21 protein-coding genes are annotated in these 22058 nt (G+C 54.2%); 14 read left to right on the top strand and 7 right to left on the bottom strand.

What is annotated here, in order from left to right; genetic code table 11:
- Positions 1–82: 82 nt before the first annotated feature.
- The gene (locus CZ787_RS19200; protein WP_087110020.1) at positions 83–637 is read left to right on the top strand and encodes a cold-shock protein; all 555 of its coding nucleotides are present in this window, start codon (positions 83–85) and stop codon (positions 635–637) included.
- A 119-nt stretch (positions 638–756) separates the two neighbouring features.
- On the opposite strand, the gene CZ787_RS13350 is transcribed toward CZ787_RS19200, so the two are convergent.
- From CZ787_RS13350 to map, 7 genes are all read right to left on the bottom strand, one after another.
- Positions 757–1146 (bottom strand): hypothetical protein, encoded by a 390-nt coding sequence (locus CZ787_RS13350; protein ID WP_087110018.1) that lies wholly within the window; start codon positions 1144–1146, stop codon positions 757–759.
- The gene (gene dapE / locus CZ787_RS13345; RefSeq protein WP_087110016.1) at positions 1143–2315 is read right to left on the bottom strand and encodes a succinyl-diaminopimelate desuccinylase; all 1173 of its coding nucleotides are present in this window, start codon (positions 2313–2315) and stop codon (positions 1143–1145) included. Before dapE ends, CZ787_RS13350 begins: the two co-directional genes overlap by 4 nt.
- Entirely contained in the window at positions 2302–3327 is a 1026-nt protein-coding gene (gene dapD, locus CZ787_RS13340) for a 2,3,4,5-tetrahydropyridine-2,6-dicarboxylate N-succinyltransferase (protein ID WP_087110014.1), read from the bottom strand. The genes dapE and dapD overlap by 14 nt, the downstream gene beginning before the upstream one ends.
- A gap of 109 nt (positions 3328–3436) precedes the next feature.
- Positions 3437–3784, bottom strand: coding sequence for a Spx/MgsR family RNA polymerase-binding regulatory protein (locus tag CZ787_RS13335; protein WP_087110012.1), 348 nt, complete (start codon positions 3782–3784; stop codon positions 3437–3439).
- A gap of 39 nt (positions 3785–3823) precedes the next feature.
- Positions 3824–5020 carry a succinyldiaminopimelate transaminase gene (gene dapC / locus CZ787_RS13330; RefSeq protein WP_087110010.1) on the bottom strand — a complete coding sequence of 399 codons (1197 nt, stop codon included), beginning with the start codon at positions 5018–5020 and terminating at the stop codon, positions 3824–3826.
- A gap of 131 nt (positions 5021–5151) precedes the next feature.
- A complete protein-coding gene (locus CZ787_RS13325) occupies positions 5152–7827 on the bottom strand; it encodes a [protein-PII] uridylyltransferase (protein ID WP_087110008.1) in 2676 nt (891 codons plus the stop codon).
- Entirely contained in the window at positions 7827–8618 is a 792-nt protein-coding gene (map, locus tag CZ787_RS13320) for a type I methionyl aminopeptidase (protein WP_087110006.1), read from the bottom strand. The genes CZ787_RS13325 and map overlap by 1 nt, the downstream gene beginning before the upstream one ends.
- A gap of 355 nt (positions 8619–8973) precedes the next feature.
- On the opposite strand from map, the gene rpsB reads away from it, so the two are divergent.
- From rpsB to lpxA, 13 genes are all read left to right on the top strand, one after another.
- Entirely contained in the window at positions 8974–9723 is a 750-nt protein-coding gene (gene rpsB / locus CZ787_RS13315) for a 30S ribosomal protein S2 (RefSeq protein WP_087110004.1), read from the top strand.
- A gap of 218 nt (positions 9724–9941) precedes the next feature.
- Positions 9942–10811, top strand: a complete 870-nt coding sequence (gene tsf / locus CZ787_RS13310) for a translation elongation factor Ts (protein WP_087110002.1) — start codon at positions 9942–9944, stop codon at positions 10809–10811.
- Positions 10812–10932: 121 nt separating this feature from the next.
- Positions 10933–11706: a UMP kinase gene (gene pyrH / locus CZ787_RS13305; protein ID WP_087110000.1), complete on the top strand. Its 774-nt coding sequence runs from the start codon at positions 10933–10935 to the stop codon at positions 11704–11706.
- Between the two features lie 4 nt (positions 11707–11710).
- Positions 11711–12268 carry a ribosome recycling factor gene (gene frr, locus CZ787_RS13300; protein WP_087109998.1) on the top strand — a complete coding sequence of 186 codons (558 nt, stop codon included), beginning with the start codon at positions 11711–11713 and terminating at the stop codon, positions 12266–12268.
- Positions 12269–12354: 86 nt separating this feature from the next.
- A complete protein-coding gene (gene uppS, locus CZ787_RS13295; RefSeq protein ID WP_087109996.1) occupies positions 12355–13146 on the top strand; it encodes a polyprenyl diphosphate synthase in 792 nt (263 codons plus the stop codon).
- Entirely contained in the window at positions 13139–13960 is an 822-nt protein-coding gene (locus CZ787_RS13290; RefSeq protein ID WP_087109994.1) for a phosphatidate cytidylyltransferase, read from the top strand. Before uppS ends, CZ787_RS13290 begins: the two co-directional genes overlap by 8 nt.
- A complete protein-coding gene (gene ispC, locus CZ787_RS13285) occupies positions 13957–15153 on the top strand; it encodes a 1-deoxy-D-xylulose-5-phosphate reductoisomerase (RefSeq protein WP_087109991.1) in 1197 nt (398 codons plus the stop codon). The genes CZ787_RS13290 and ispC overlap by 4 nt, the downstream gene beginning before the upstream one ends.
- Positions 15154–15231: 78 nt before the next feature.
- Positions 15232–16590, top strand: a complete 1359-nt coding sequence (gene rseP / locus CZ787_RS13280) for an RIP metalloprotease RseP (RefSeq protein ID WP_087109989.1) — start codon at positions 15232–15234, stop codon at positions 16588–16590.
- A gap of 100 nt (positions 16591–16690) precedes the next feature.
- Positions 16691–19042: an outer membrane protein assembly factor BamA gene (bamA, locus tag CZ787_RS13275; RefSeq protein ID WP_412767832.1), complete on the top strand. Its 2352-nt coding sequence runs from the start codon at positions 16691–16693 to the stop codon at positions 19040–19042.
- A gap of 59 nt (positions 19043–19101) precedes the next feature.
- On the top strand, positions 19102–19608 hold the full coding sequence (locus CZ787_RS13270) for an OmpH family outer membrane protein (protein WP_087109986.1): 507 nt from the start codon (positions 19102–19104) through the stop codon (positions 19606–19608).
- A 57-nt stretch (positions 19609–19665) separates the two neighbouring features.
- On the top strand, positions 19666–20703 hold the full coding sequence (gene lpxD / locus CZ787_RS13265; RefSeq protein ID WP_087109984.1) for a UDP-3-O-(3-hydroxymyristoyl)glucosamine N-acyltransferase: 1038 nt from the start codon (positions 19666–19668) through the stop codon (positions 20701–20703).
- Positions 20704–20836: 133 nt separating this feature from the next.
- Positions 20837–21280, top strand: a complete 444-nt coding sequence (gene fabZ / locus CZ787_RS13260) for a 3-hydroxyacyl-ACP dehydratase FabZ (RefSeq protein WP_087109982.1) — start codon at positions 20837–20839, stop codon at positions 21278–21280.
- Entirely contained in the window at positions 21277–22044 is a 768-nt protein-coding gene (gene lpxA, locus CZ787_RS13255) for an acyl-ACP--UDP-N-acetylglucosamine O-acyltransferase (RefSeq protein ID WP_087109980.1), read from the top strand. The genes fabZ and lpxA overlap by 4 nt, the downstream gene beginning before the upstream one ends.
- Positions 22045–22058 lie beyond the last annotated feature (14 nt).

The raw sequence follows: 22058 nt of genomic DNA, 5'->3' as shown, positions 1-22058 counted from the left end.
CCGGTACTGTTAGGAATGGGCCTGGTAGTTCGGGTATTGTCTTTCGTTCGTTACCCATACAACAAGAGAGCTTTTATCATCTATGAATCCAAAAGTTGTGTTTCGCTGTTTCTTAATCAGTGTATTACTAGCCGCCCCCACGCCGCTTTTGCTGGCGGGGATTGTTCATTTAACCAACGCGCCTCTGGCCGATTTATGGCAGGCAGAGTTAGCCATTAGCGGCATCAGTGGTGTTTACATTGCCGTTGCCTTGGGCAGCTTCATCGTTTTATTTATAGGTACGTTAGCGTCGGCTGCTCTAGCTCCGCCGCTAGTCGTTAAACCGAAAGTAGAAAGCTCAGGCGACACGCGTGTTAAAGCTGCGCCGCGTCAGCCCCAGCCTGCCGACGAACGGGACGATGAAGAGGAAGACGTCATCGATCCCAACGACGGTCGGGAAGAGGGTGAAGTAAAGTGGTTTAATACCAATAAAGGCTATGGCTTTATTACTCGTGATAATGGCGAAGATGTATTTGTTCACTTTCGTGCTATCCGGGGTCGCGGCCCGCGTATGCTGGCAGAAGGCCAAATTGTGCGTTACCACGTCATGAAGAATGACCGTGGTTTACAGGCCGATGATGTGAGCATTATTGAGTAGCATGTCCACAAGCGTAGTATCAATGTGAACATAATCGACCCCGCCCCGGCGGGGTCGATTGCATTTTAAGAACAGTACTTCAAAAAAACTGTATTTATGCCGTCTTTTTTCAGGCAGCGTTAGCGGCCTGAATCGGGCCACTCAATAGCGCCTTCTTTTCCGCCGGGTAGCACCTGCCAGAAGCGGTCAGGGTCATCGCCTGGATGCCAGCCGCCAAGCGAGCATCGCACTTCCGTTTGCAGCGCCTCTGCGGCGTGTTGCGCGCACTCTTGGTCGGTCATCCAGGGCGTATGGCTACTGTCAAACCATAAGCTTGCAAAGCGGTCAGCTGCTTTTTCGACCAACAGTATGGGCACCTCTTTCCCCTGGTGTTGGCCATGGGTTTTCCACTTGCCTTTGCCGGCAGGGCTTAATGGCGGTGCAGCAAGCGCACTGGCAAGCCATGCGTTAAGCGCTTCCAGTGAAATGCTGGCGACATACACTTCAATGTCCGGGTAGCGCTCCATCATACGTTGACCTCATCAAGCGTGAGTAGGGCCTGAAGCGTTGCCTCATAGATTCGGCTCAAATCATCCAGGTCGCTAGCGCGTACGCGCTCATTCACTTTGTGAATAGTGTCGTTAAGCGGGCCAAGTTCCACCACTTGAGCACCCAATGTAGCAATAAAACGCCCATCAGACGTGCCGCCGCTGGTGGATAGCGCCGGGCGTTTGCCGGTAACGGCTTCTACACCGCGTATGGCCGCGTTGACCAGCTCGCCTTCTGCGGTTAGGAACGGCTCGCCGTTCAGCGTCCAGTCCAGCTGATACGCCAGACCGTACTGGTCAAGAATCGCCTCTGTACGTGCCTTAAGCTGCTCATGCGTGACTTCCGTCGAGAAGCGGAAGTTGAATACCACTTCTACTTCGCCGGGGATGACGTTAGTCGCCCCAGTGCCCGCTCGCAGGTTGGAAATCTGAAAGCTGGTGGCCGGGAAAAAATCATTGCCCCCATCCCAGTGTTCATTGACGAGTGCATCCAGCGCGGGCATCGCCTGATGAATGGGGTTGCGCGCCAGGTGCGGGTAGGCTACGTGCCCCTGAATCCCCTGAATACGTAAAACGCCACCAAGCGAGCCGCGGCGGCCATTCTTGATCACGTCGCCAAGGTGTTCGGTAGAGGAAGGTTCACCGACGATACAGTAATCAAGCCGCTCATTGCGTTCGCGCAGCTGCTCGACCACGGCGCGAGTGCCATCCACCGCAGGGCCTTCCTCATCGGAGGTGATTAAAAACGCAATACGCCCATCGTGGTCGGGGTAGCGAGCCACAAAACGCTCCACGGCGGTTAGCATAGCGGCCAGGCTGCCCTTCATATCGGCGGCGCCACGGGCACAAAGCATACCGTGATCGTCAATACAGGGAGAAAACGGCGGGAATTCCCAGCCGTTCGGTGGCCCGCTGGGCACGACATCGGTATGACCCGCAAGGGCAATCACCGGGCCGTGATGGCCACGTACTGCCCAGAAGTTCTGTACATCGCCAAACGGCATACGCTCAATATGAAAACCGAGCGCTGTTAAGCGCTCGATCATTACGTCCTGGCAGCCTTCATCATCCGGCGTCACTGACGGGCGGCTGAGCAGATCAAAGGCAAGCTGTAGCGTGGGCGACAGCGTGTCAGGCTCAGTTATGGGCATGCAGCGCCTCATTTAGCGCGATGGCGCTTTTATTGGTCAGGCACTCGACGCGGCCATTTTTAGAGTTGCGGCGTAGCAGCAGGTCGTTTTGGCCCGCCAGTTCACGTGCCGCCAGCGTTTTCACTTCGTTGCCCTGATCGTCCAGCAAGGCCACTTTGGTGCCTGCGGTGATATACAAACCGGACTCCACCGTGCAGCGGTCGCCCAGCGGAATGCCGATACCGGCATTGGCACCGATCAAGCAGCCTTCGCCGACCTTGATAACAATATTGCCACCGCCTGACAGCGTGCCCATGGTGGAGCAACCGCCGCCCAGGTCAGACCCTTTGCCGACCATCACGCCGGCTGAAATACGGCCTTCAATCATGCCGGGGCCTTCGGTACCTGCATTGAAGTTAACAAAACCTTCATGCATTACCGTGGTGCCTTCACCCAAATGAGCGCCCAACCGTACCCGCGCCGTGTCGGCAATGCGTACACCGGTCGGCACAACGTAATCGGTCATTTTGGGGAATTTATCGACACAGTCGACGGACAGAGCACGACCGGCGAGGCGGGCTTTTAGGCGCCGCGCTGGCAGCTCTTCGATATCGATGGCGCCTTCGCTGGTCCAGGCAATATTGCGCAGCAGGCCAAACATGCCGGTCAGGTCAAGACCATGCGGCTTGACCAGGCGATGCGATAGCAGGTGCAGCTTAAGATAGACCTCTGGCGCCGTTTGCGGAGCCTGATCCGTTTCCAGGAACATGGCTACCAATGGGCGTTGGCTGGCGGCCAGCGACTCAGCAAGCTCAGCCTGTTCAGGGTGCCCGGCTGCCTCAAGCGCCTTGGCTAAGCGGGTGCAATCTTCTGGCAAAAAGCTAACGGCGACATTGCCATGCGGCGCATCAAGCGCTTGTTTGGCCGCATTTATCAGGCTTTCCTGCGGGCTGAAGAGCGGTGCCGGGTAGTAAATTTCCAGCCAATCGCCTTGAGTGTTTTGCGTGCCAATTCCAAGCGCAAAGCTCAGCATAAAAGTTCATCCTGTTGTTGATAACGTTGTTAACCGGGTCATTAGCTAACGTAAAAGCGGCGGTATAACAAAGTGTTGATTCAAAAATAAGCAAAATAGTAGCGTTGGATCAGCCACTGATTTTATCGTAATCGCCGTCGCGATAACCTACTTTTAAGGCGTCACTGCCGGTATCCAGCAGTGGTCGTTTAAGCAGTGTTGGGTGTTGGAGCAACAGCTGGCGCGCAGAGTTAGCATCCAGGCTGTCTTTGTCTTCCTGGGGAAGGTCGCGCCAGGTCTTGCTGCGCTTGTTGACGACTTCCAGCAGTGGTGCCCGCTCCAAAAGATGCTCAAGCAGGCTCGCCGAAAGACCATCTTTACGCAAATCATGGGTTTTAAAAGGCACGCCGTTCGCTTCCAGCGCTTTGCGCGCCTTACGACACGTATCACAGGTATCAATGACATAGAGTGTAAACATGGTATCTCCTTTCGAGCTGTTCGTGCCGTAAAAGGTGAATTAACCGCGCTCAATAAGCTGGCGGATACGCTGCGCTGCTTCCAGAGTGGGCGCAAGCTCCGCCACCAGGGCTAGGCGTAGCCGCCCCGTGCCTGGATTAATGCCCTGAGCATCAGGACGGCCCATCAAGCTGCCGGGCAGCACGCTAACGTGTTGCTCGGTGTAAAGTCGCTGGGTGAAACCGATATCATCCCCACCTGGTACAGCGGGCCACAGGTAAAAGCTTGCCTCTGGCGTTGGGAAGTCCATCACCGGGGCCAGTACCTCTACCACGGCGCTGAATTTTTCACGGTACGCATCGCGATTGGCGCGTACGTGCGCTTCATCCTGCCAGGCTGCTATTGAGGCATGCTGAACCGGCAGCGACATGGCACAGCCATGATAGGTACGGTAGCGCTTGAACGGCGTAAGAATGTCCGCATCGCCCGCAACAAAGCCAGAGCGCAAGCCCGGCAGGTTGGAGCGCTTGGAGAGCGAGTGGAAGACGACGCAGCGCCGGTAATCGTTACGACCAAGCTCAGCGCAAGCCTGTAATAGCCCCGGCGGTGGCGCGTTTTCATCCAGGTAAAGCTCGGAATAGCACTCATCAGAAGCAATGATGAAATCGTGCTCGTCGGCCAGCGCAATCAGTTGTTTAAACTCATCCATTGACGTAACCGCGCCGGATGGGTTGCCAGGTGAGCAGATAAATACGATTTGCACATCACGCCAGGTGTCGGGGCTGACACTGGCAAAATCTGGCCGAAAGCCATTCTCGGCCGTGCAGTTTAAATACACCGGTTGACCGCCAGCCAACAGCGTTGCACCTTCATAAATCTGGTAAAACGGGTTGGGCACTATCACCTTGGCAGGCCGAGTACGGTCCAATGCGGCCTGTACAAACGCAAAAATGGCTTCACGCGTGCCATTAACCGGCAGTACCTGGCGCTCGGCATCAAGACCCGCAAGCTTAAAGCGCATGGTCGCCCACTCAGCGAGTGCTTCACGTAAGCTTGGCAGGCCGTTGGTGGCCGGATAACGTGCCATATCAAGCTGATGCTTCACCAGCGCATCAAGCGCTGCTGGGTAGGGCGCGTGCTGCGGCTCGCCGATGGTTAAGGGAATATGCGCCAAATGGGCAGGCGGCGTAAGGTCAGCTTTGAGGCCGGCCAGTTTCTCAAACGGATAAGGGTGTAGGGCGGCGAGATCAGAATTCATGGCGTATCCGTTGAGAGCGTTCTATTGAGAGCATGCCCTGCAGGCGTATTAAACGGCAGGCTAAGCGCCGATTATAAGCAAGCCTCGGGGTTGGCTCAAATTTAACCACGGGGCGCGGCGTCTTTAAGTGTTTACACGCCTAGCACCTCAATTAATCGCTCGCGCAGCTCTTGCTGGCGTATCGGATCGGTTAAGGGTTCGCCTGCTTTCGTGGTGATAAAGAAAACGTCCTCAACGCGCTCGCCCAGCGTGGCAATTTTGGCCGCCGAAAGGGCGATACCCTGCTCCATAAAAATACGCCCTACGCGGGCCAGCAGCCCAGGTCGGTCAGGGGCCGTTAGCTCAAGGAGTGTGCGCTCGTTAGCCGGGTCTTGCTCAATCAGCACTTCGGTGGGTACCTTGAAGTGTTTTAACTGACGCGGCGTATGGCGAGTCACAATTTCTGGGTAGTCGTCTGGGTCATCCAGCTCTTCGATTAAGTGTTGGCGCATCTCTTCGATACGCGCCGTGTCGCGAATCGGTTGACCGTGGCTATCCAGCACAATAAAGGTGTTTAGCGTCCAGTTATTGCGCGAGGTAGCAATGCGGGCATCATGAATGGAAAGCCCGAGCTGCTCCATGGCGGCGGCGGTGGCGGCAAACAGGTCATCCACCGAGCGTGTGTGGATAAACACTTTAGTGCCGCCCTCTGCCATATCAAGCGTCGGTGCGCTGATTAATACCAGCGGCAAGGGAGAGGCGTTATGCGCCAGGATGCCTTGGGTTTGCCAGACAATTTCGCTGGGCGCGTACTGGAGGAAATAGTCCTCCCCAAGCGGTTCCCACAGTGCATCAATCTGCGTGCGCCCAAGCCCCATGATTTGAAGTAGCGAACGCGCTTCAGAGCGCGTTTCCCGCACCCAGTCATCACGGTCCGGTGGATTTTTTAACCCGCGGCGTAAGGCGCGCTTGGTTTCAGCATATAGCTGGCGCAAAAGCGATGCCCGCCAACCGTTCCAAAGCGTGGGGTTGGTGGCGTTAATATCGGCCACGGTGAGTACGTAAAGATAATCCAGGCGCATTTCGTTACGCACGATCAGTGCAAAGTCGCGAATGACGTCAGGGTCGCTAATGTCGCGCTTCTGAGCGGTCATCGACATGAGCAAATGGTGCTCGACCAGCCAGCTGGCAAGCTTTGTATCGTGGGCTGAAACATGGTGGTGCTGACAAAAATGCGTAACGTCTTTGGCGCCGATTTCAGAGTGGTCGCCCCCGCGACCCTTACCGATATCGTGAAACAGGCCCGCTATCCACAAAATGTCCAGCCTGGGAAGCTGGTGGATGAGCGCAGCCGCCACGGGGAAGTCGTCTTTGGCATCGGGTTTGCGAAAGCCGTGTAAAAACTTCAGCAGACGCAGCGTATGCGCATCCACGGTGTAGATGTGGAACAGATCATGCTGCATCAATCCTACGGCTCGGCCAAATTCGGGCAGGTACTTGCCCAATATGCCGTAGCGGTTCATACGCCGGAGCTGGCGCGGTACGTTGCCGGGGGCGCGCAGTATTTCCATAAACAGCCGCTGATGGTGAGGGTCATCGCGGTAGTGATCATCAATCTGATGGCGGTGGTCGCGAATCAAGCGAATGGTGTCCGCCCGTACGCCTTCGATTTCCGGGTGCCTGGCCATGAGCAGGAAAAGCTCCAACATGGCTTCAGGCTGCTCACGAAACAGCGTGCGCGAGCGTGCTTGAATATAGCCGCCCTTGGTTTCAAAGCGCTCGTTGAGCTGGATGGTTTCAAGTGCCTCTTTGCCGCGCAAAATCACTTCGTCGAAGTGCTGAAGCAGCATGTCGTTAAGTCCGGCCAGCGCCGTTACGTGGCGATAGTAGCGCTTCATGAACTGCTCAACGGCTAACCGCTCGGGCGTATCTTTAAAGCCAAACAGCTCAGCAATCGTGCGCTGGTGATCAAACAGCAGGCGGTCTTCGGCGCGGTCGGTCAACATATGCAGCGCATAACGCACTTGCCACAAAAACGCTTGGCCCTGGCTTAAGATACGCAGCTCGGCATCGTTCATAAAGCCATTGGCGACAATGTCGGTGTACTGTTCCGTACCGAAGTGGCGCTTAGCGACCCAGCCAATCATCTGAATATCGCGTAGGCCGCCAGGCGAGCTCTTCAGGTTAGGCTCAAGGTGGTATTCGGAGTTGTTGTAACGGTAGTGGCGGGCAATTTGCTCTTGCCATTTGGCTTCAAAAAAACGGTCGGCTGGCCAAATGTGCTCGGCGCTTAAGCGCTCGCGCATTTTTTCGCGCAGTGATGCAGGGCCTGCAATCAGACGGGACTCAAGCAGGTTGGTGATGACGGTGACGTCCGCTTTGGCTTCACGTTCGCAGTCGTTTAATGAACGTACGCTGTGGCCGATTTCCAGGCCGATATCCCATAAAAAAGTGATAAAGGCAGTGAGTGGTTCGCGGTAAGCGGTGTCGTCGTCATCTTCAAGCAGTAGTTGAAGGTCGATGTCCGAATGGGGATGCAGCTCCCCTCGGCCATAGCCGCCAACGGCAATCAGTGCGATGCCTTCATCTGGCCAGGCGTGCTGCGCCCAGGCAATGGCGAGCAGTTGATCCAAATACCAGGCACGCCCTCGCACCAGATCGCGTATATCGGCGCCCGCACGAAACCGGTCATCCAGCTTGGCCTGGAGCTCACGAAGCGCCGTTTTAAACGGCGCTATGGGTGAGCGCGAGCCGGATAGCTCTGTACGAAAAGCATCAAGGTCGTAAAGCGACGTATCCGGCTCGAACCGGTGGTGGTGGAGGAGCATTAGTTATCTAAAAAACTAAAGTCTTCATCGCTACGCGCGGTCAGTACTTCAACCCCGGTCTCGGTGACCAGCAAGGTATGCTCCCATTGCGCTGAGAGGCTCTTGTCCTTGGTAACGGCGGTCCAGCCATCGCGCAGAACTTTGGTTTTGTAGCCACCCACGTTGATCATGGGTTCGATGGTAAAGCACATGCCAGCCTCCAGAGCGATATCGGCGTCTGGCGCGTAACCATCGTAATGCAGGAACTGGGGGTCTTCATGGAAGCCTGCCCCAATACCGTGGCCGCAGAAATCACGAACGACCGAGTAGCCATGGCCTTCGGCGTGCTTTTGAATCACTCGCGCAAGCTCTGAAAGGCGTACGCCGGGTTTTACCAGCGCAATGCTTTTATACAAGCACTCCTGGGTAATCCGGCACAAACGCTCGCCCTGTATGGTTTCGCCGATGATAAACATGGCGCTGGAGTCACCGTGATAGCCGTCGGGGGTTTTGACGGTAATGTCCAGGTTCAGAATGTCGCCTTTCTTGAGTTTTTTACTAAAATCCGGAAAGCCATGACACACCACATGGTTGAGCGAGATGCACGTGGCGTGGGTATAACCGTGATAGTTGAGCGGGGCAGGAACCGAGCCCAATTCGTTAACAATATAGTCGTGACAACGCTTATCAATGTCGCCGGTGCTTACGCCTTCTTGTATGTAAGGAGCAATCATTTCCAGCACGCTGGCGGCTTGGCGCCCGGCTTCGCGCATTTTCTCGATTTCTGAAGGTGTCTTGATAGGAACGTTCATGAATTCTCGATATGGGTTCAGGCTGAGGTAGTAAGTGACAGCGTTAAAGCGACAGTATTAAGTGACAAATAAAGATCGTAACACGGGCTGTGACTTCATCTTGGTAATGATCTATGGTATAAAGCCGCGCGCTTTCCTGCAATCGCTCGCTCGCTTCTTTATGGTGGGTAGGCGATCATGGCAAGGCGAACAACCCGCAGCGGGTTCACTTTGAAGACGCTGCTTAATAGCAAGCCTTGAAAACACACATGCACCGACACATGGTCCCGGGTGCCGCTGACAACGTTTTATACGTGGTCAATGGTCGGATCCATGGGGTGCGTGGAGGCCTAACCCGAGTTTCAGGAGTTTTACCATGTCTCACGTTAATATGCGTGACCTGCTCAAAGCAGGTGCTCACTTCGGTCACCAGACTAAGTACTGGAATCCGAAGATGAACAAATTCATCTTCGGCGCACGCAACAAGATTCACATCATCAACCTTGAGCACACTCTTCCGGCGCTGAACGAAGCCGTTGATGTGGTTGAGAAGATGTCGGCATCCAACAACAAAATTTTGTTTGTTGGCACCAAGCGTAGCGCTAGCAAGATCATCAAAGAAGAAGCGAATCGCGTTAATCAGCCGTTCGTCAACCATCGCTGGTTGGGCGGTATGCTGACTAACTTCAAGACTATTCGTCAGTCTATCAAGCGTCTGCGCGAACTTGAAACCATGCGCGAAGACGGCACGTTCGACAAGCTGACCAAGAAAGAAGTCCTGATGGCAACGCGTGAGCAAGATAAGCTTGAGCGTTCTATCGGTGGTATCAAGAACATGGGCGGCCTGCCGGACGCACTGTTCGTTATCGACGTTGACCACGAGCGCATCGCGATCAACGAAGCCAACAAACTGGGTATCCCGGTTATTGGCGTGGTTGATACCAACTCTAACCCTGATGGCGTTGATTACGTTATCCCGGGTAACGATGACTCCATTCGCGCTATTCAGATCTACGTGAAAGCGATTGCTGACGCGTGTGGTCGTGCGAAGGAAGGTCGTCCGGACGAGTTCGTTGAAGTGACCGAAGAATCGGCTTCAGCCGACACTGACGCCGCTGCTGAGTAAGGTAGTAGCGGTTGCGGCGGGCAGTTAAGCCGCATCGTGTTGAAGAGGGGGCCTATGCCCCCTTTTTCCCGCTTTGGATGAACATCCGGGTGGGCCGATTACGCCGGGCCATCATGCGCCGGCAAGCGACCTTCAAAGTGATATATGATAGTCATTTATCGTGGCTACACTCTGTAGGGCGTTTAACTCTCATAGAACCATTTCCGAGGTGAATTCTCATGGCAGCTATCAGCGCCTCTCAGGTCAAGGAACTGCGCGAACGTACCGGTCTCGGCATGATGGAGTGTAAAAAAGCACTCACCGAAGCCGACGGTGATATCGACGTCGCGATTGAAAACCTACGTAAAAGCTCGGGCCTAAAAGCCGCGAAGAAAGCCGGACGTACCGCTGCTGAAGGCGCGGTCGTTACCCGCGTTGCTGAAGACGGCAGCTACGGTGTAATGGTTGAAATCAACTCCGAGACTGACTTCGTTGCCCGTGATGACAACTTCATCGGCTTCACGAACCAAATCGTTGATGCATTTTTCGCTGCGAAAAGCGAAGACGTTGCTGCTGTAATGGCGGGCGAACTTGAGTCTGTTCGCGAGCAACTGGTGCAGAAAATCGGTGAAAACATCGGCGTGCGTCGTGCCGTTGTTGTTAACGCGGTTGAAGGTGGCGTAGTGGGCGAATACGTTCACGGCGGCCGTATCGGCGTTCTGACCGTGCTCAAGGGCGGCACCGCTGAAGCAGCGAAAGACGTAGCGATGCACGTTGCTGCGATCAATCCGTCTGTTGCTCTCCCGGCTGATATGCCGCAAGCAGAGCTTGATCAAGAGAAAGCCATTATCCTGGCGCAGCCGGATATGGCAGGCAAGCCTGAGCAGATTGCTGAGAAAATGGTTCAAGGCCGTCTGAAGAAATACCTGGCAGAGAACAGCCTGACCGAGCAGCCGTTTGTTAAAGACCCGAACCAATCCGTTGCTGAGTTTGTTAAATCAGCCGGTGGCGAAGTGGTTAGCTTCACGCGCTTTGAAGTGGGTGAAGGTATCGAGAAAGAAGAAGTCGACTTCGCTAAAGAAGTTATGGAACAGGCTGGCCGTCGTTAAGGTCAGACGTTCTAGTCAGAAGATGGCGTGCGCGTAAGCGCACGCCTTCGTGTATCCGGCCCCTGCTAAATAGGGGGTTGCTTCGCCCACCTGTGTCCAAGTCTGCTTCAGGAGAGATGCCATGTCACGAGATGTTCAAGAGCCTACCCCGCTTGTTGTGCCCCATAAACTTGAAAAGTCGAAGTCAAAATACAAGCGTATTTTGCTGAAGCTTTCAGGCGAGGCGCTAATGGGAGAGCACGATTTTGGTATTGATCCTAAAGTGTTAGACCGTATGGCGCTGGAAATCGGCCAACTGGTGGGTATTGGTGTGCAGGTCGGGATCGTGATTGGAGGCGGCAACCTGTTTCGAGGTGCGGCGCTCAGCGAAGCCGGAATGGATCGGGTCACAGGCGACCACATGGGAATGCTGGCAACGGTCATGAACGCGTTGGCCATGCGCGATGCACTGGAGCGTTCAAATATTCGTTCGCGGGTAATGTCGGCGATTCCCATGAGTGGTGTGGTAGAGCATTATGACCGCCGCACTGCCATCCGTTATTTAACGTCAGGAGACGTGGTACTGTTTTCGGCAGGAACCGGTAATCCATTTTTCACAACCGACTCGGCCGCTTGCTTACGCGGTATTGAAGTGGATGTGGATGTGGTCATTAAAGCGACCAAAGTGGACGGGGTGTATAACAAGGACCCCCTAAAACATGCCGATGCCGTAAAATATGATCAGCTCTCCTACGATGACGCTCTGGACCAAAAGCTAGGCGTTATGGATTTGACCGCTATCTGCCTGGTACGTGACCATAATATGCCGGTGCGGGTATTTGATATGAATAAGCCTGGTGCCCTGCTGAACCTGGTAGTAGGGGGCAAGGAAGGCACGCTAATAGATAGAGGGTAAGAACGTGATTAATGATATTAAGAAAGATGCTGAATCTCGCATGAAAAAAAGCGTTGAAGCGCTGAACAGTAACTTCAACAAAATCCGTACCGGGCGTGCACACCCCAGTATTCTGGATGCCGTTACCGTCGATTATTACGGTAGCCAGGTGCCGCTTAGCCAGGTGGCATCGGTTAACGTTGAAGATGCGCGTACGCTTGCGGTGGCTCCCTGGGAGCAGGGTATGGTGCCGAAAATCGAAAAGGCTATCATGACCTCTGATCTGGGCTTGAACCCTTCAAGCGCGGGTAATGTGATCCGTGTACCGATGCCCATGTTGACCGAAGAGACACGCAAGGGATATATCAAACAGGCGCGTAGCGAAGCTGAAAATGCTCGTGTGGCTGTGCGTAACGTGCGTCGCGATGCCAATGGTGATTTCAAATCCTTGCTAAAGGATAAAGAGATTACCGAAGACGATCAGCGTCAGGGTGAAGATGAAATCCAAAAGCTGACCGACAAATATATTGCCGAAGTCGATAAAGCGCTTGCCGCGAAAGAGCAGGACTTGATGCAGGTATAAGCACCTGCCTTTTATTTAGCTGCGGGTAGCCAGGCTGCCCGCTAGGCCTATGGCTTTACTATGACTGAGCTTTTGTGCGAGACCTCATGACGTCACCGCAGTTTCCTCAAGAACAGCCGGACGACGCAAGCACGCCACCCAAGTGCCTGGGCGAAGCACTGCCGTCGCATGTCGCGATCATAATGGACGGCAATAACCGCTGGGCAAAGGCCCGCGGCCTCTCTGGCGTACGTGGTCATCGTGCAGGCGTCGAAGCCGTCAGAGCGGTAATTCAGCGCGCAGCCGAGCGCCAGGTAAGTACGCTGAGCCTGTTTGCCTTTTCAAGCGAGAACTGGAAACGTCCGGCTGCTGAAGTGAATGCGTTGATGGAGCTCTTTTTGATGGCGCTCAAGCGCGAAGTTAAAAAGCTTAATGAGCGCAATATTCGGCTAACGATTATTGGTGAACGGCGTGGCTTCTCTCACGCCATTCAGAAGTATATACAGCGTGCAGAAGCGCTGACCGAAGGTAATACCGGCATGCACCTGGTGATCGCTGCCAACTACGGCGGGCAGTGGGACATCGCACGCGCAGCGCGACATTTGGCTGAGCAGGTATCCGCCGGTGAGTTACAGCCTGCCGATATCGATGAAGCCTGCTTTGACAGGGCAATGGAAGCAGACCACGTGCCTCCTGTTGACCTGTGTATCCGAACAAGTGGCGAACAGCGATTGTCGAATTTTATGCTGTGGCAGTTAGCGTATGCTGAACTGCATTTCTCGCCCTTACTCTGGCCCGACTTCGGTGCCGATGCGCTGGACAGTGCGCTGTACGACTTTTGTCAGCGGCGTCGGCGTTTTGGCATGACCGACGAACAAATAGAGGCGCAAGGTGCTTAGACAGCGGATTATAACCGTAGCCTGGCTGGCGCCCTTGGTGCTGGTTGGTCTGTTTGGATTGCAAGGTGGCGCGTTTGCGCTTTTTACCGCTTTGATGGTGTTGCTTGGGGCCTGGGAGTGGACGAACCTGGCAGGCGTTATCCGGCAGCGTCAGCGTGTTCAGCTGGTTGCCGGGCTTGCGGTGGTGATGCTACTGATGTGGCTCACCGGTGCCGCGTTTGCAGTATGGCCTTTATGGTGCGCCGCCCTTGGCTGGCTGGTTAATCTTTACTGGGTGACCCATTACCCGGAAAAAGGACAGCAGTGGCAGTCAACGCCACGCCGCTTGGCGATGGGGCTATGGGTGCTGCTGCCCTGCTGGGTCGGCTTTAATATTCTGCGCGATAGCGGCGGCGTATGGCTGTTGTTTGTATTACTGCTGGTGTGGGCGGCGGATATCGGCGCCTATTTTGCCGGGCGTCGTTTTGGTAAGCGCAAGCTCGCCCCAAGGGTCAGCCCCGGTAAGTCCTGGGAAGGCGTTATTGGTGGGCTCGTTGCCACCACGCTACTGGCGCTTGCTTTCGCCTTTTGGCAGTCGTTAACCCCGGGTGTAGCTGTTGGCTTGGTGGTAGTCACCGTTATTGTCACGCTTATTTCAGTGCTGGGTGATCTGCTGGAAAGCATGCTCAAACGCTACCGAGACATCAAGGACTCAAGCCAGCTGCTACCGGGCCATGGCGGCGTGCTGGACCGGATTGATAGCTTGACGGCGGCGATTCCGCTCTTTGCGCTGCTTTATTTGCCCGTTCTTCAAGGGCAGGTGACTGTCTTATGAGTCAATCGTCCTGCCAGTGGATTACCGTGCTGGGCTCAACCGGCTCTATCGGGGTGAGCACCCTGGATGTCATCGCCCGTCATCCCGAGCGTTATCGGGTGTATGCGTTGACGGCCCATACTTCCAGGGAAGTGCTTCTGAATCAGTGCCTGGTTCATCGTCCCCGTATCGCGGTACTCGATCATAGTGACGATGCGCAATGGCTTCGCCAAGCGCTTGATGAAGCTGACCAACCGACCGTCGTGCTGGCGGGACGTGAAGCACTCTGCCAGGTTGCCCGTGAGGCGTGTGTAGATGCTGTTATGGCCGCCATCGTTGGGGCAGCGGGTCTGCTGCCTGCGCTGGCTGCTGCAGAAGCGGGCAAGCGCGTGCTACTTGCTAATAAAGAAGCGTTGGTGATGAGCGGTGCCCTGTTCATGCAGGCGGTTGAGCGCTCTGGCGCCACGCTGTTGCCCATCGATTCTGAGCATAATGCCATCTATCAGTGCCTGCCTGTAAAACATCGCGGCGGGCTTGAGCGTCACGGCGTTCGACAGCTGCTGCTAACAGCGTCTGGCGGGCCTTTTCGCACCTGGAGTGCGGACAAAGTTGCCAAGGCGACGCCCGACCAGGCCTGCGCCCACCCTAACTGGTCGATGGGGCGCAAGATTTCGGTTGATAGCGCCACCATGATGAACAAAGGCCTTGAATTAATTGAAGCGTGCTGGCTGTTTGATGCAACGCCCGAGCAAATTCAGGTGGTAGTGCATCCGCAGAGTGTGATTCACTCCATGGCGGCGTACATTGATGGCTCTGTCATCGCCCAACTGGGCAATCCGGATATGCGTATACCCATTGCCTATGGGCTGGCATGGCCCGAGCGCGTTGAGGCCGGTGTAGAAACCCTGGATCTGTTCCAGATCGCGCAGCTGGATTTTGAAGCGCCAGATGAAGCGCGCTTTCCCTGCCTACGCTTGGCCCGTGAAGCCATGCAAAAGGGCGGTGCAGCACCGGCGATTCTCAATGCAGCCAATGAAGTCGCCGTTGAGGCGTTCCTGGCGGAAAGGCTCAGCTTTGGTGAAATAGCCAACGTGGTTGAAGAGGTCGTGTCGCAGCCTTATGCAGGCAACGCCGATACGATTGAAAATATCTTGGCTGCAGACCACTGGGCGCGTCAGCAGGCAGCACAAAGGGTCATGTTACAAGCAGGCTAGGCAGTGCCGTACCGAATATTGAGAAGCAAGTAGGTCACTTAAGCATCGGCTGATGTGCAGGGTGCCAGGGAGTTTATTGTGGGCCTGTTACAAAACATTTTAGCGATCATCGTCGTGCTGGGTTTGTTGATTACCTTTCACGAGTTTGGCCACTTTTGGGTGGCACGTCGCTGTGGCGTCAAGGTGTTGCGTTTTTCGGTGGGCTTTGGCAAACCGCTATGGTCCACTGTGGACCGCCAGGGGACGGAGTACGCGATAGCGGCCATTCCGCTGGGCGGCTATGTCAAAATGCTGGACGAGCGTGAAGCGCCGGTACCGGAAGATCAGCTTGACCAGGCCTTTAATCGCAAAACGGTATGGCAGCGTATCGCCATTGTTGCCGCTGGACCTTTGGCAAATTTCCTGTTGGCTATTGTTGCCTACTGGGCGCTCTTTGTATCCGGGACGACCGTGGTCGCTCCCATGGTGGGCGATGTGCTGCCTGATTCGCCGGCAGCTGAAGCAGGCCTTGCCCACGGCGACGAAATTATCGCTATTCAAAATGATGCCGTACGCTCCTGGGAGGAGGTCAATCTAAAGCTTATCTCTATGATTGGTTTTAGCGGCTCGCTAGCCATCAATGTGTTGCCTGAGGGCAGTAGCAGTGAACGAGCTTACGCGCTGGAGGTCGATAACTACCTGACCCGCCAAGACCCGCCCCAGCCACTGCAATCCTTGGGTATGACGCCTTGGCAGCCAGAATTTCCAGCAGTATTAGGCCAGGTGGTAGATGGCGAAGCAGCCGCCAATGCGGGGTTGCAAGCAGGCGATCATATTATTGCGATTGACGACATGCCGGTGGAAGATTGGATGCAGTTTGTCACTATGATCCGACGTAGTGCGGGTGAAACGCTTAGCGTAGCCTATGAGCGAAATGGCGAGCAGGGCACACTAACACTAACGCCGGGCAGCAATCTGCTGGAGAGTGGCGGTGAGGTTGGGTACATTGGTGCAGGCGTTGAGTCGGTAACGTGGCCTGAGTCGCTACAGCGCGAAATTCGTTATGGGCCTATCGAAGCGGTTGGACAAGCGCTATCGCGTACCGGTGATATGATTTTGTTAACCGTTGATGCGATTCGTAAAATGTTGGTAGGTTTGATTTCACCTTCCAATCTTTCCGGCCCTATTACGATTGCGCAAATTTCGGGTGATTCGGCCCGTGCTGGAATGGAAGCATTTGTAGGCTTTTTAGCGTATTTGTCCATCAGCCTTGGCGTGCTTAATTTATTGCCTATTCCGGTGCTCGATGGTGGACACTTGCTTTACTATTTCTTGGAAATCGTACGTGGGCGGCCGGTCTCTGAACAAACCCAAGCCATTGGATTGCGCATTGGGCTTGCCATGGTTGGCGGCCTGATGGTGATGGCTCTGTATTTTGATCTGATGCGCCTTTGGTAATGACGCGTGTAGCGCGCAGGATGCCTTGTCATCTGCCTGCACAAATGTATATGGTGCTTATCTAACGTGATAGGCAGACCAACGCGAGCGAACTGACAGCATGAAAATCAAGACCCTTGGAATGGCAGCACTCTTGCTGGTAGGCGCTAGCGGCGCCCAGGCACAATCCTTTGATGTTTCGGACATTCGAGTGGAAGGACTGCAGCGGGTATCCGCTGCATCGGTCTTTAATGCGTTTCCTGTCAGTACTAATGATCGGGTTAGCGAGCAGCAGCTAGCGTCAGCCGCACGCGATTTGTTTGCCACTGGTTTATTTGAAGATGTTTCGCTAGCTCGCGAAGGCGATGTATTGGTTATTCAGGTCGTTGAACGATCGACCATCGCGCGCTTGAACCTCGCTGGCAATAAGCAGATTTCAGAAGAGGACCTGCGTAACGGCTTACGCCAGTCAGGGTTGTCGGAAGGCCAAGTGCTGCAACTCTCGACCCTTGAAGAGATTCAGCGTGAGCTTGAAGGTGTTTACCAGAGCCAGGGACGCTACAGTGCTCGAATTACGACCGAGGTTGAACAGGTTGATGAAGGGCGTGTACAGGTCAATATCAATATTAATGAAGGCGAAGTAGCCAAGATTCGTCAAATCAATATTGTCGGTAATCAGGATTTTGACGATGAAACGCTGCGCAATGTTTTTGAGCTGAACGACAAGCCGGGGCGCTTCTTTGGCTGGTTTTCAAGCGATGAGTACTCTCGTGAAGCTTTATCGGGCGATATCGAGCGCCTTCGCACCTTCTACCTTGATCGTGGCTATGTAAATTTTGACGTTACCTCCACGCAAGTCTCCATTGGGCCTGAAAAGTCCGAAATATTTGTTACGCTTAATGTTGATGAGGGTAACCAGTATCGAGTAGGTGATGTCCGCTTTGTTGGTGATATGCAAATCAGCGAAAGCGAAGCACGCCAACTAATGGAGATCCATAGCGGAGACATTTTCTCTCGCGGTCAGGTGAACGCATCTACCGAAGCGCTACGCCAGCGTTTGGGCGCTGAAGGTTTTGCATTCGCCGATATTCAGGGTATTCCTGAAATGGCGGATAACGGTGAAACGGTTGACCTGGTCATCGCGGTTGAACCTGGTCAGCGCACTTATGTTCGACGTATTGAGTTTTATGGTAATACCACCACCCAGGATGAAGTGCTTCGTCGGGAAATGATTCAAATGGAAGGCGCTCCCGCGTCGACCGACTCAATTACTCAGTCGCGCCAGCGCCTTGAACGGCTTGGCTTCTTTAGCCAGGTTGAAGTGGATACCCAGCCGGTACCAGGTCAGCCTGATCAGTTGGATGTCACCTATCGCGTGGAAGAGCAGCCCTCAGGCTCGGTGTCTGCCAGCGTGGGCTTTTCGCAAAGTGCTGGGGTAATCTATGGGGTTGGACTGGCACAAAACAACTTCCTGGGCACGGGTAACCGGGTCAATATTGGCGCGCAGCGCAGCGACACATTCACCAGCGTTAACTTTGCCTTCACGGATCCTTACTGGACACTTGACGGTATTTCTCGCGGCTACAACGTATTTTACCGTGAAACGGACTACGCCGACTCGGATATCTCTACCTACTCGACCGATGCGTATGGTGCGGGTATTAACTTCGGCTATCCGGTAAGTGAGCTGTCTCGCCTCAACTTCGGGGCGAGCATTGAAGAGCTTAAAATCAAAACCTACAACGATACGGCGTCAGAAATTCGTCGCTATGTGGATGACGAAGGGGAGCGCGCTCAAAGCTTTAAACTCACGGCGAGCTGGACGCGTAACAACCTTAACCGAGGCGTGATGCCGACAGCCGGTAACTATCAGCGCCTGTCGCTTGAAACCGGCGTGCCGGGCAGCGATGCAGAGTATTATAAGCTGCGCGCTCGGGCTCAGCAGCTATACCCGCTCAATAACGACGAGAGTTGGGCACTTAAGTTTAGCGGTAACCTTGGCTATGCCAATACGTTTGATTCAAACGATCCTTTTCCCTTCTATGAGAATTTTTACGCAGGTGGTTTAGGTTCGGTACGTGGCTTTACATCCAATACATTGGGGCAAGCTACCACGCCGGGTGTTGAAGGGGGGCGTGATCGCACAATGGGCGGTAATGTGTTGGTGGAAGGTAGTGCCGAAGTTATCTTCCCCATGCCTTTTGTAGAAAATCAGCGTTCTGTGCAGCCTTCGCTGTTCTTGGATGCCGGTAATACGTTCTTGAGCTCCTGCTACAAGGTATTAGAAGCTGATGCGGATCGTCAGCGGTGTAGTTCTGGCGTCGACCTGGGCGATTTGCGCTATAGTGTGGGCGTTGGCCTTTCCTGGTTAACACCGGTTGGCCCGCTGACCTTTAGCATCGCGGAGCCGCTTAAAGACAAAAGCGGTGATGACACACAGTTCTTCCAGTTCTCGCTGGGACAAACATTCTAATTTTGCTAAAGGGGCGCGCCCTTGGTAGCGCCCCCGCTTGATGATAAGGAAGTGACTCGATGCGTAAACTGACAGCGGCCGTGTGCTTATTTGGTGCGATTGTTTTACCGGTTCATGCAGCAGAAGCTGCAGAGGTTGCCGTGCTGGATTGGCGAGCTGCGCTGATGAATACCCAGTCGGCTCAAACCTCGCTAAATCAGCTGGAAAACCAGATTGGCAGTCAGCAGAGTGAAGCCCAAAGCCTGGGAAATGAGTTACAGCAGTTGCAAGAACGCTTGCAGCGCGAAGGCGAAACGATGTCTCAGTCGCAGCGTGAAACACTGATCGCTGAGCTGCAGCAGAAAGGTTCGCGTTTTGAGCAGTTACGTCGTGATGTTATGGAGGCTCAGCAGCGTTCAGAGCAGCAGTTTCTGGAAGGTGCGGAACTCAAGCTTGAGCAAGCGGTGGAGCAAGTGCTGAACCGTCACAATATTGATGTATTGGTTGAGCCTCAAGGAGTGCTTCATTCCTCGGTTGATTTGCCTAATGTGACTGATGAAGTTACGCAAATATTTGATTCGATGTAATTAATTTTTAATGACTGTCGGTGTAGCTGTGCTGCACTATTGCTTTATTGGGCTCCCATGACGCACGCATCTCACCATCTTACACTTGCGGACATTGCTCGCCATTTAGGGGTCACCTTTGAAGGTGATGCCGCGCTACCCATTCGTGGTTTAGCAACACTTAAAGAGGCCACATCTGATCAAGTGGCCTTTTTAACAAATCGCGCTTACCTCAAGGATTTGGCCACCACTCAGGCGGCAGCCGTGCTGCTTCACCCTGAGCATGGCAAGAGCTGCCCGGTGCCAAAGCTTGAGATGGAAAACCCCTATCTGGGGTATGCCAAACTCTCTCAGCTATTTGACCCACTGCCTGCACGTGATAAGGCGGGAATTCATCCCACCGCGGTCGTTGCCGACAGCGTAACGTTGGGTGAAGGCGTCTCGATCCAGGCCCACGCCGTAGTAGAAGCGGGCGTAACACTGGGTGACCACGTTGTGGTGGGCGCTGGGAGTGTCGTCGGCGCTGATAGCGTTATCGGCGAAAATACTCGGCTGCATGCCAATGTGACCGTGTGTCATGGCGTGATTATTGGCAAACGGGTCATTTTACAAAGTGGTTGTGTGATTGGTGGAGACGGTTTTGGATTTGCCCACGACGGTGAAGGTTGGCACAAAATTGCCCAGTTAGGTGGCGTTGTGCTGGGTGATAATGTCGAAGTGGGCAGTTGCTCCAGCATTGACCGTGGTGCGCTAGGCGATACCCTGATTGGCGATGACGTTAAAATCGATAGTCAGGTACAAATCGCTCATAACGTCACTATTGGTGCCCATAGTGCTTTGGCAGGCTGTGTCGGTATTGCAGGGTCCACCAAAGTAGGCAAGCACTGCATGTTGGGAGGGGGCGTTGGATTATCAGGCCACCTAACGATTTGTGATGGTGTTCAGGTCACCGGGATGAGTCTTGTGACCAACTCGATTCATACTCCCGGCGTCTACTCGTCAGGTACGGGGGCAATGAGTAATTCGCAGTGGCGTAAAAATGCGGTGCGGTTTAAGCAGTTGGATGATATAGCCAAGCGGTTGTCTCGGCTGGAAAAAACGACGCGTGACGCCTAAAAGCCATATTGTTTACTAAGTAAGTAGCTTGAGACGAGAGGGCGGCAGGGTATAATTCCTTGCCCTTTAACCAGACAAAGTGCTGGTATTTGCCTGATGCCTATCAGGCGTTTTTCATTTTGAGGTCGTTACGATGGTTATGGATATTAACGAAATTCGCGAATACTTGCCCCACCGCTATCCGTTTTTATTGGTGGATCGAGTAACAGCATTAACTGTGGGCGAATCCATCGTTGCGTTCAAAAACGTTAGTATTAACGAGCCTTTTTTCAACGGCCACTTCCCACATCATCCTATTATGCCGGGTGTGCTGGTAGTCGAAGCACTGGCCCAGGTTTGCGGTATTTTAGGCTTTAAAACAGTTAACAAGCTGCCAGCGGATGGCTACGTGTACTACCTGGTGGGTAGCGACAATGTGCGTTTCAAGCGCCCGGTTATGCCAGGTGACCAGCTTCAACTGGAGGCTAATGTAATTCGTGGCAAGCGGGGCATTTGGAAATTTGCGTGTCGCGCCACGGTTGACGGAGAGCTGGCCTGTGAAGCAGAAATTATTTGTGCTGAGAGGAAGGTTGCTTGATACATCCTACTGCACTGGTTGACCCAACAGCAACGCTCGCAGATGACGTTGAGGTTGGCCCTTTTAGTGTTATTGGGGCTAACGTCACGATCGGCGAAGGCTCCATAATCGGCCCGCACGTAGTGGTCAAAGGACCCACTGTGTTGGGGAAGCGCACGCGTATTTTTCAGTTCGCCTCGGTAGGTGAGGATTGTCAGGACAAAAAGTACGCTGGTGAACCTACTCGTCTTGTCATGGGAGACGATAACGTTATCCGTGAAGGCGTGACGCTTCACCGCGGTACGGTACAAGACCGTGGTGAAACGACGATTGGTTCCCGCAATCTGTTTATGGCCTACGTACACGTGGGCCATGACTGTGTCATCGGCAATGACTGTATCCTCGCCAACCAGGTAACGCTCGCCGGGCACGTAACGCTGGGTGATTACGCTATCCTGGGTGGCCTATCTGCCGTGCACCAATTTTGTCACTTTGGTGAACATGCCATGGCGGGCGGAGGCTCTATTATCACTAAAGACACGCCTGCCTACGTCATGATTAACGGCAACCCGGCAGAAGCGCGAGGCCTGAACCTCGTCGGCTTAAAACGCCGCGGCTTTAGCCGTGAGGCGATTAATGCGCTGAGCGCTGCCTATAAGATGGTCTATCGCCAGGGGCTTACCGTCGAGCAAGCGCTTGAAGAGATGCGTGCGAGCTTTGATATTGAGGAAGTGACTGAGTTCGCTGACTCTATCGAGCGTTCGACCCGGGGCATTACGCGCTAACCATGTCCATTCGC

Source organism: Halomonas citrativorans (genome assembly GCF_900163645.1).
Taxonomy (GTDB): domain Bacteria; phylum Pseudomonadota; class Gammaproteobacteria; order Pseudomonadales; family Halomonadaceae; genus Vreelandella; species Vreelandella citrativorans.
This window is presented reverse-complemented; position numbering and strand designations above follow the sequence as displayed.